This window comes from Geovibrio thiophilus (assembly GCF_004087915.1).
In the GTDB taxonomy this organism is placed as follows: Bacteria; Chrysiogenota; Deferribacteres; order Deferribacterales; family Geovibrionaceae; genus Geovibrio; species Geovibrio thiophilus.
Genome location: NZ_CP035108.1, coordinates 2,869,608 through 2,879,180 on the forward strand (window position 1 = coordinate 2,869,608; position 9,573 = coordinate 2,879,180).

Below are 9,573 nucleotides of genomic sequence, written 5' to 3' on the forward strand. Positions count from 1 at the left end.
CTGCCTCCTAAATCTTTTTGAATGCCAGTATGGTTATATCGTCCTCGAACGGCATTCCGTCGGCGAAGAGTTTAACATCATCCATAATGTTTATAATCATCTCGCTCACGGGCAGTTCGCTGAACATCATTATTTTTGAAATCAGCCTGTCATAGCCGTACTGTTCCCTTTGCGCATTCATGGCTTCGTTCAGTCCGTCTGTGTACATGAACACAATATCGCCTGAGTCTATCTCAAATCCGCCCTGATCGTACTCCACACTGTCAAAAGCGCCTAGGAAAAGCCCCTGCGCCGTAACTTTGCGGACAAGCATCTCAGATTTGTCATAAAACAGCATGGGGTTGTGTCCCGCACTGGCGAAATTGCATTTGCCGGACTTTGAGTCCAGCACCACATAAAACATAGTAACGAAGTCATTTGTGTGTATATTGTCGCAGAGGATTTCGTTCACCATCGCAAGCGCTTCGGAAGAAGCCACTATGTCGTAGGTGTACGACCTCATTATAGCTCTTGTTATAGCCATTATAACAGATGCGGGGATTCCGTGCCCGGAAACATCCGCAACACCCAGACCCCAGTAACCGTTGCTCATCTCTATACAGTCGTAATAATCGCCGCCGGCATGCTCGGCAGGGGTGTAAAAAGCACCGAAATCATAACCTTTTATGGCTGGCAGAACCTCGGGAAGAAGGCTCGCCTGTATCTCGCCCACCTGCCTGAGTTCCTCATCGATTATTCTCTGTGCTTCCTTGAGCCTTTCGTTCATACGAAGAAGATCCTTGTTCAGAAGCGACATCTGCCTCTGCTTCTCCTCAAGGATTGCCTGCTGGCTCTTTATCTCATCAATGAGCTTAAGCTCTTTTGTTGTGTCTCTTATGCTCTCTACAATGTACTGATCAAAACGGTTGAAGTTCACAGTGAGCTTTTTTCCGAAGGCTTCCCTGAATGAGCGGGTGATTTTTTTGTCCAGCATGGGGCAGTCCCTGCACTGCTCTGTGTAGCCGTACATCTCGTAGCATTTTTCGGGTCTGCTGTCCGTGTCCCTCTGTCTGGACATTTCGATCAGATTCTGGTTGGCAATGTTAACTGAGAGATCGGGGTTTACCACCATAACGCCTTCATTAAGGGAGTTGACAGTGTTCATTATGAATTTGTGTTCCTTCTCCGTCTCCTTGCGGCGAAGATTCAGGATCACGTTGGACGCCTTAAGCTCCTTTGTATGGTGTGTAAGCTTGTCTATAAGCTTTTTTGTGCTTGTGATGTCATCCATGATCTCGGCGTACATACCGTCCGAGAGCTTCTGGAATTTGGAGGAAAGCAGCTTGCGGAAGCCCCTGTGCGTTATGGTGTCATGCTCTATGTCCACAGCCATTTTGCCGTTTTTCAGAATCTCAAGCTGACAGTTGGGGCAGGGCTCCAGCCTGTTGAATATGACAAGGTGGCATTTCTTGCCTATCAGCCTGTCAGCAGGCTTCCCCGTTAAATTCTTCATGGGGGTGCTGCAGAACATGATTTCATACCTGTCATTAACTACCATGACTATTTCGTTCATGTAGTTGAGAATTTCCTGATTAAACTCCATCTATTCCAGCCGTGTTTTTTTATTTTCCGCAAAGCCGCCGCAGTCAGTTAGCCTGATTATAGTATAATGAGCAGTCAAAGTTAACAAAGAATACCACTCTTATCAGGAATTTTCAGGCTTTTCCTTTCAGACCGCAAGCCGCAGTTCAATATTCTTATAACAAAATTCACTATCATTATAAACATCTAAGATAAATTTTTACTTCTCGTTCATCATAAGAAGGAAGAAGGAGCCGAAAAAGACTATTACCGCTATGGACATATAAAGAAGCTTCCACGCGATTTTCTGAGCCCTCTCCATCAGAGTTACCTTGTACTCGTCCACTGAGGTTTCCAGACCCTCAAGATACTGAAGTTCAAGTTCCACCTGCTCACGGCTGCGCTTCATTTCGTCTTCGGATTCGTATTCGATCACAGCGCCGATATAAATCAGCAGATACTGCAAAAGGGAAAAAAGTCTGGTCTTAACATCGGTAAATTTATCTGTGAAGTTGAAAACGGAAACCTTCAGAACCTCAGGCAGAATATCATGCTGAATCTTCTTGAACTTGTCTCTTATATCCGGAGTGATGTTGTTGATGTCTTCCATGCGGTCGACTTCATCAAGAATACTCCTTGCCATTTTGGTATATTTTTCGGCAATCATTGTCACTTTGCTTGTGGGAACAGTTACCAGCCCGCGTTCTGTCTGCCTGTTTTTAAGATAATTTTTCAGAACGGTATACCCGCTGGGAACCCCTTTAGGCTTTCTTTTTTTCTGGTGTTTGTATTTCTTCTTTTTATCAAGGGCGTTTATGGTTTCCATTATATCTGTCGGAGTGAAAATATAATGTTCCCTGCCGTCCAGAACTTCCTTCTCCTTCTTTTCCAGAGAACCGTTGGTGAAGAAGAACAGCTTAATCACGTTTTCTTCGTTCATAGTGCGCAGAACATCCGTGCTGATATATGGGTCTATATCTTTTTCCCCGTCAATAACCTCAAGCCAGACAAGGGCATTGTCGTTTTCGTCTTTTGATGAACGCCATATTTCTATGCGCCGCTTGCCCTGACCGTCGAAAACCGACCTGTGCACCGCAAAATGAAAGTCGTGGAGGATTTCCGTTACCATCTCATAAAAATTTTTGAGACTGATGTTATAAAAATCCTCGTACTTTATGTTGTCATCTTCGCTCATAAAGATCCGCTCTCCTGTTCATGGGCTGACCGTCTCTCATATTTTCCGCAGCGGGCATGAGCGTGCCCATCCCGTTAGCGGCTATGTTAACGGAAGAGATTCCGTCTGAGACCAGAACAGATTTAAGGTATTCCGCCCTTTTGCGGGCAAGGTCGAAGTTGCTGTCAAAACGGTTGTTATCCATGACCCGCAGGGTGTCTGTGTGCCCCAGAATAAGGTATTCACCGGAATTGCTGAGAGATGAAATTTTTGCGCCGAGCTCAGCCGGAACCTCCGCCTGAAACTCGCCTATGCTGAAATACAATGTGCCTATATAAGTGTAGTTATCATCAATGAGAAGCGCAGGCGAACCTGCGGGCAGAGAAGAACCGAGAGAATCAGCCTGCTGTACCGGCAGGGTTTGTGCTGTTAATGTTTTATCACGCACGGTTCCTGCCGGGAATTTACTGTTGTCTCCCGTGTAGCGGAATTTATGATCTGCGGAGGGCTCGGGGAGCTCTTTTTCCTCTATCCTGATCAGCTTCCAGCCGTTGAGAACGATCTGGCTGCGAGCCTCTTCTATATCCTCCGCACGGACGTGCATTGTGGTAACAGCCGAACTCCCTTCCCGGGTTATGTGAATGAGGAAAAGCTTGCGCCCGTCGGCGGCGGCTTTCTCAGCGCCACCAGATAAAACGGATATAATTAGAATCGGCAGGAGGATTTTCATAAAGAAGCGGACGGTAGTTTGCATTCCCAAGTCTGTTTTCCTCCAGCGCTTTATTGAAATCATTTCCGGGATATTTCTGAACAACTTTTAGATTCTTGATTATATCGCTTCCGCCGTTATGAAACAGAAAAGCTTTCGGACCGAGCATGGAGGCGGTCTGAAAGCGGCGGCTCACGGTTGTAACCTCGTAGATATATACAGCGGAGTGCGCTTCCCCCGCGAACAGGAGAAGCGCCGTAATACTAATGAGCAGCTTTCTGGGCAAGGAGCTCATCTATCTTATCAAGCATTGTTTGCAGGTTCAATGGCTTAAGAAGGAAAGCGTTTATGCCTGCGGCGCTCACTTTCTTCCTGTCCGTAACTTCGGATCTGCCCGAAACCGCAATAATAGGTTTCTCATAGCCTCTTTCCCTTATCGCTCTGGACAGGTCATATCCGTCCAGATCCGGCATCATTATGTCAGTAACGATGATGTCGGGGTCGTTGCTTTCAAGGTATTTGAGGGCATCCCTTCCTGCTGAGACCTCATCGACATTTATCCATCCGGTGGAAGTGAGGAGGCGGTTCATTATCTTCCTGTCAGTGGCGGAATCATCCACAACGAGAACATTCACGCTGTTCGTGTTTTTCTTAACCGCTCCGGTTTTTTTCTTTTTCCGTGAGCGTCTGGGCATTTTACCTGCTATATCAATAACACCCGCCACGTCAATGATAAGCCTGACACGTCCGTCGCCCATGATTGTGGCTCCGGCTATGCCTGCATTGCCGCCGAGATATTCACCCAAGGACTTGATAACTATCTCTTCCTGCCCGACAAGCTTGTCGACTATGAAGCCGAGCTTCTTCTCCGCGAGACCGACAACGACAACGTATATGTCGTCCTTGTATGAGCCTTCAAGCTCATATATTTCGTCAAGGCGGAGAAGGCTGAGAACTGAATCCCTGAGTTTAAGAACCTCTCTGCCCTCAAAGTTGTGAACTTCCTTGAGGTTAATGCGCACAGTCTCAACAACCGAAACAAGGGGAATAGCGAATGTCTCTCCTGAAACATCCACAAGCAAAGCCTGAATAATGGCAAGCGTAAGAGGAAGTTTAAGGCGGAAGCGTGTCCCGTGTCCGAGTTCTGATTCTATATTTATGATACCGTTAAGTTTTTCAATGTTTGTTTTGACAACGTCCATCCCCACGCCGCGTCCGGAAATGCTGGTGATTTTTTCCGCAGTGGAGAAGCCGGGTTTGAAAATAAGGTTGAAAGCGCCCTCGTTATCAAGGTTTTTCGCTTCCTCAGCGGTAATTACTCCCTTTTCCACGGCTTTCTTCTTGAGCTTGGCAGGATCCATACCTTTACCGTCGTCCCTGATTTCAACCACTATGTGGTTGCCCTCATGGTAAGCGGAGAGGTGGACTGTGCCCTTAATCGGCTTACCCGCCTTTCTTCTCTCGTCAGGACCCTCAACACCGTGGTCAACGGCGTTTCTGATCATGTGGATAAGCGGATCGCCTATCTCTTCCACGACGGACTTGTCAAGCTCTGTTTCCTCACCGGTGATGACAAGCTCAATCTCCTTGTTTTTCTCTCTGGAGAGGTCACGCACCATGCGGGGAAACTTGTTGAAGACTTTGCCGATGGGTACCATTCTTGTCTTCATCACCGCAAGCTGAAGCTCGGTTGTGATGAGTCCTATCTGGGAGGTGGTTTCCATGAGCTGTTCAATAAGGAATTCGCCTTCAAATTTCTTTTCAAGCTCGCCGGAGATCTGACCTATTCTGTTTCTGCTGAGAACAAGCTCACCCACAAGGTTCATGAGTGAGTCAAGTCTTGAGACATCCACACGGATAGTCTGCTCTATGGACATAGCGGCTTTTTTGACCTGATTTACGTCATTGTCGGCACGTTTGCCGGAAGGGGCGGGAGCGGATGTCTTCCCTTCGGCGGTACCGTCTATTTCGTCAAAGTTGCCCTCATTGGCAAGTTTGAGTTTTTTAACTGTCTCATCTATTTTTGCAGTGTTTTTTCCCGCTTTTATATCGGCGAGAATATGCTTGGTCACATCCACAAATTCAAGGAGAATATCCATGATAACAGCGTTGACCCGCATTTCGTTTTTACGGAGTTTGTTGAGAATCTCTTCAGCGTGGTGGGTAAGATTCGCCATTTTGTCAAACCCGAGGAAGGACGAGGCTCCCTTCATGGTGTGGGCAGCGCGGAAAATCTTGTTAAGGAGGTCGAGATCATTTTTGCTGTTCTCAAGCTCAACAAGGTCATGGTCGAGACTTTCTATAATTTCATCTGTTTCAAGAATAAAATCCTGTACAAGATCCTGCATGTCGCCGATGCCGTCCATATAGGAACCTCCTTAATGTTTACCCGTTATAACCGCCGCCGAAAGGGGAGGCATTTTGTGTCTGAAAGTAAGATAACTGCCGGGAAAATTACTTCAAGACAATTTACAGTCGAAAGTTACGCAAGCACATTTAGCCTGTCTCGCAAAACAGCCGAATATTTATATACCGAACTCCGTCTGATGATAGTTCTAAAAAAACTGCGTCCTGCATTTTTTTCTCACTCGCAGCCGACGAAGCCAAGCTTCTTGCTGCTCTCGCTCCGTTATGCGTTCCTCACATACGTTCCGGTACGCACTCCGCAGGCACATCCATGTGCCCTGTCTCGCAAAACAGCCGAATATTTATATACCGAACTCCTTGAGCAGCTCGTCGACGAGATTCTGGTTCTCCATTATACCGTCTTTTGCCTTAAGTTTCTCAAGGGTTTCAACATCAATTTTTCTATCTTTAACCCCGAGCATGAGCACGAGGTGGGTAAGCCTTTCCTGAAGATCGTATATGATCTTAATAAGTTTATCGATTTTCTGCTTGGTTATGTCCTGAAATTCGAGGGAAGATATTATATCGAAACTGACATCCTGTCCGGCGGTGCCTTTATCTCTCAGACGGTCAAGGATACCGTTTATTTTGCTGAAATCGCCGTCTTCGACGTATTTTTTCAGGCTGCCGAGATTTTCTTTAATATCGTCTATGTTGAAGTTGATTTTGTCCACACATTCAAGAACGTTTTCGGAAGCTTCCTTTGAATCATGTATCACACTGTGAAGAATGCTCTCGAAACCGGGCAGATCTTCATAGGCATCTTCAACAGCGCTGCTGACGGTCTGCAACTTTTTGACCGCCCTGCTGAAATATTCCGCGATATGAAAGAGTTCGCTCTCGGGATTGACGTCTATTCCTACAACGTCGTAGTTTCCGTTACTGATGTTTCTTGCAATATCAAGAAGCTCATTAACGTCCTTAAAATTGTTCATAATCACAGACCCAGAAGTTTGTCTATCTTCTCTTTAAGCGTATCAGGGGTAAAGGGTTTTACCACATAGTTGTTTACACCGCTTCTGAGTGCGGTGAGAATGTCTTCCTTGGCAGCCTCGGTTGTTACCATAAGAATCGGCATTGTTTTGTACTCTTCTTTGGATCTCAGAGTTTTAACAAAAGTAAGACCGTCCATTTCCGGCATATTCCAGTCGGTAATAACAACATCAACTTTGTTTTTCGCCATGACATCAAGAGCCTCCACACCGTTCCCGGCTTCCAGTATGTTTGAGAAGCCAAGCTTGAGAAGAGTATTTTTAATTATCCTTCTCATAGTGGAAGAGTCGTCCACTGTTATTACAACGTGATGATGAGCCATTCAATCCTCCGCCTTGAGATGTCATAATAGCATATTATTTATATTATAACACCAATGTCAATCCTTTAATTTCTTCAATCTCTCTGCCCTGCTTACGATTTCCTTGATGCGGAAACCGAAGTAGCCGTCAACAATTACGACTTCGCCGCGGGCTATTACCTTATTGTTAACAACAAGTTCAACCGACTCATCCGCCGATTCGTCGAGCTCCACTATGTTTCCGGATCCCATAGTAAGTATATCCTTAAGAAACATCCTTGTAGAGCCCATTTTAACACTTACCGGAACATCGATGTCCAGCAGCATGTCCATGTTCTGTCCGCCGGAGATTCCGCCGCCTATGGAGCCCATGGAGTCGCCCGTTCTGTCGTCCGGGTCATCGGGAAAAGTAAAGGCCGTGGCAAAGTCAGGCTCTTCATCCGATGCGCCGCTGCCGGAGCTTCCGCTCTTCCCTGAGAAAAGGGAAAGCAGATCCTCATCCATGAAAAAACGCATTGCGGTCTTACGCTCGCCGATAGTGAACTTCATATCGGCTATAAAATAGCTCTCAGACTGGAAGAGAGCGGAATTCTCGTTCTTAAGTACATCGTCAACCTTAAAGCTGACTTTTTTTCCAAGCCTTTCCTCAATGGGAACGGTTACAGACGCAAGAAGCTGCTGGCAGAGCTCTTTTACGGCATCAGGGTCGTCCTCTCCGAGTTCGTCTGTGCCTTCGGAATCCATCATCAGCATCAGTGCGGCGAGCATGGTTATATCCTTGGTGTAGAAAAACAGCCCCGCGTCAAAGCCCGACTTTTCCTCAGTCACCGGAACAGCCGTCTGCGCCTCGTAGCCGTACATGAGTTCCTCAGCGCTGCCTGCATAGGCATCCGAGAGAGATATGCTTATCTCTTTATCAAACATGCTGCCGAAGGTTGAGGCAAACATGTCTGTTATAACTCCAGTAAAAGCGGCGTACTTGCCTTTATCCAGTTCTTTCCTCATTACCTTCATCCGTTATTATTTCATTTATTCTGACAGCCTTGCGCACGCCCAGCGTACCTATATGACCGTAAAATTTCTTCTTGTTGTTCACGTGGATATTTGCGGGGGTTCCCGACTTGGCGTCCATCATGACCAGATCTCCCTCCTGAAGATTCATTATCTCTTCAATGGTAAGGGTAGTATGACCTATGGCAGCACGAAGCGGAATCTTTATTTCACCAAGCATCTCAAGGATGTGCTTTTCATTATCGCCGAAACGTCCCTTCTTGGCGCCGATAAGCCAGTCCTGACTGCTGATTTTGCCGAGAACGGGCTCAAGAACTATGGCAGGAATACAGAGGTTCATCATCCCCGTCGCCTCGCCGAACTTTATCTCAAACACCACAAGGATAACAACCTCGTTCTGCGCCACAATCTGTATTATGTGCGGGCTGTTCTCGCTCAGTTCCTTCTTGAAGCGGATGTTCTGGACAATCTGCCGCCAAACTTCCTCCAGATCCTTCAGAATCAGCGTTATGATCCCTTCTATGATATGCTGCTCCAGACTAGTGAGCTCACGGGTCTGAAACAAAGGCTGCCCGGGGCCGCCCAGAAGCTTGTCGACTATGGGGAAAACCAGCGAAGGATTTATCTCAAGAACAGCATTCCCCTCCATCGGTATCATGCTTATAATGTTGAAACTGGTGGGATCGGGAAGAGACATAAGAAACTCGCCGTATGTCATCTGATCCACACTCACCAGAGTTATATCAGTGATAGTTCTGAGAAAGTTTGACAGAGAGGACGAAAAGTTGCGCGCAAACTTATCATGCAGGTTGCGGATAGAACGAAGCTGCTCCTTTGAAACCCTGTCCGGTCTGCGGAAATCATAGACCGAAATCTTCTTGGGCACAAAGTCAAGCTGCTGTATCGAATTATCCGATAGATCATCCTCCGTGGATACGGTGGACAACAGCGCATCAATCTCTTCCTGACTTAAAATATCTGCCATATATTAATCCGTTACCTCGTTTATATCTGTCTGTTGTCCACAGGTGTTCCCATGGAAGGGAACACGCCGTGCGAAGCGAAGCCGCATACATGCGGCGCGAGCGTGTGCGGAAAAAAGACAGGAAGTGCTTTTTTCCAGATTAAGTCAGACAACAGCGCATCAATCTCTTCCTGACTTAAAATATCTGCCATATATTAATCCGTTACCTCGTTTATATCTGTCTGTTGTCCACAGGTGTTCCCATGGAAGGGAACACGCCGTGCGAAGCGAAGCCGCATACATGCGGCGCGAGCGTGTGCGGAAAAAAGACAGGAAGTGCTTTTTTCCGGATTAAGTCAGACAACAGCGCATCAATCTCTTCCTGACTTAAAATATCTGCCATTTGTTACCTTTTTCTTATTTTTATAAATGAGAAACCCTTTTTTAACGAAAAA

10 protein-coding genes are annotated in these 9,573 nt (G+C 46.5%); all 10 read right to left on the reverse strand.

The genetic code is table 11. The features are described from left to right. Positions 1-7: 7 nt before the first annotated feature. The gene (locus EP073_RS13280; protein WP_128467646.1) at positions 8-1,582 is read right to left on the reverse strand and encodes a SpoIIE family protein phosphatase; all 1,575 of its coding nucleotides are present in this window, start codon (positions 1,580-1,582) and stop codon (positions 8-10) included. Positions 1,583-1,780: 198 nt separating this feature from the next. Beyond that, the gene (locus tag EP073_RS13285) at positions 1,781-2,755 is read right to left on the reverse strand and encodes a hypothetical protein (protein WP_128467647.1); all 975 of its coding nucleotides are present in this window, start codon (positions 2,753-2,755) and stop codon (positions 1,781-1,783) included. After that, the gene (locus EP073_RS13290; RefSeq protein ID WP_164885383.1) at positions 2,742-3,494 is read right to left on the reverse strand and encodes an OmpA family protein; all 753 of its coding nucleotides are present in this window, start codon (positions 3,492-3,494) and stop codon (positions 2,742-2,744) included. Before EP073_RS13290 ends, EP073_RS13285 begins: the two co-directional genes overlap by 14 nt. A gap of 212 nt (positions 3,495-3,706) precedes the next feature. After that, entirely contained in the window at positions 3,707-5,800 is a 2,094-nt protein-coding gene (locus EP073_RS13295; RefSeq protein ID WP_128467826.1) for a hybrid sensor histidine kinase/response regulator, read from the reverse strand. A gap of 351 nt (positions 5,801-6,151) precedes the next feature. Next, on the reverse strand, positions 6,152-6,784 hold the full coding sequence (locus EP073_RS13300; RefSeq protein WP_241654008.1) for a protein phosphatase CheZ: 633 nt from the start codon (positions 6,782-6,784) through the stop codon (positions 6,152-6,154). Positions 6,785-6,786: 2 nt separating this feature from the next. Continuing rightward, positions 6,787-7,164: a response regulator gene (locus EP073_RS13305; protein ID WP_128467649.1), complete on the reverse strand. Its 378-nt coding sequence runs from the start codon at positions 7,162-7,164 to the stop codon at positions 6,787-6,789. A 57-nt stretch (positions 7,165-7,221) separates the two neighbouring features. Beyond that, positions 7,222-8,148, reverse strand: coding sequence for a flagellar motor switch protein FliN (fliN, locus tag EP073_RS13310; RefSeq protein WP_164885384.1), 927 nt, complete (start codon positions 8,146-8,148; stop codon positions 7,222-7,224). Beyond that, positions 8,129-9,139: a flagellar motor switch protein FliM gene (gene fliM, locus EP073_RS13315; RefSeq protein ID WP_128467651.1), complete on the reverse strand. Its 1,011-nt coding sequence runs from the start codon at positions 9,137-9,139 to the stop codon at positions 8,129-8,131. The genes fliN and fliM overlap by 20 nt, the downstream gene beginning before the upstream one ends. 20 nt (positions 9,140-9,159) lie before the next feature. Then, positions 9,160-9,330 (reverse strand): hypothetical protein, encoded by a 171-nt coding sequence (locus tag EP073_RS13850; protein WP_164885385.1) that lies wholly within the window; start codon positions 9,328-9,330, stop codon positions 9,160-9,162. Positions 9,331-9,350: 20 nt separating this feature from the next. Then, positions 9,351-9,521 carry a hypothetical protein gene (locus EP073_RS13855; RefSeq protein WP_164885386.1) on the reverse strand — a complete coding sequence of 57 codons (171 nt, stop codon included), beginning with the start codon at positions 9,519-9,521 and terminating at the stop codon, positions 9,351-9,353. Positions 9,522-9,573: the final 52 nt, after the last annotated feature.

Bases quoted from the DNA above. Each gene is read 5' to 3' on its own strand.
- EP073_RS13300 (WP_241654008.1), bottom strand. From the start codon at position 6,784: ATGAACAATTTTAAGGACGTTAATGAGCTTCTTGATATTGCAAGAAAC.
- fliM (WP_128467651.1), bottom strand. From the start codon at position 9,139: ATGGCAGATATTTTAAGTCAGGAAGAGATTGATGCGCTGTTGTCCACC.
- EP073_RS13280 (WP_128467646.1), bottom strand. From the start codon at position 1,582: ATGGAGTTTAATCAGGAAATTCTCAACTACATGAACGAAATAGTCATG.
- EP073_RS13305 (WP_128467649.1), bottom strand. From the start codon at position 7,164: ATGGCTCATCATCACGTTGTAATAACAGTGGACGACTCTTCCACTATG.
- EP073_RS13850 (WP_164885385.1), bottom strand. From the start codon at position 9,330: ATGGCAGATATTTTAAGTCAGGAAGAGATTGATGCGCTGTTGTCTGAC.
- EP073_RS13285 (WP_128467647.1), bottom strand. From the start codon at position 2,755: ATGAGCGAAGATGACAACATAAAGTACGAGGATTTTTATAACATCAGT.
- fliN (WP_164885384.1), bottom strand. From the start codon at position 8,148: ATGAGGAAAGAACTGGATAAAGGCAAGTACGCCGCTTTTACTGGAGTT.
- EP073_RS13855 (WP_164885386.1), bottom strand. From the start codon at position 9,521: ATGGCAGATATTTTAAGTCAGGAAGAGATTGATGCGCTGTTGTCTGAC.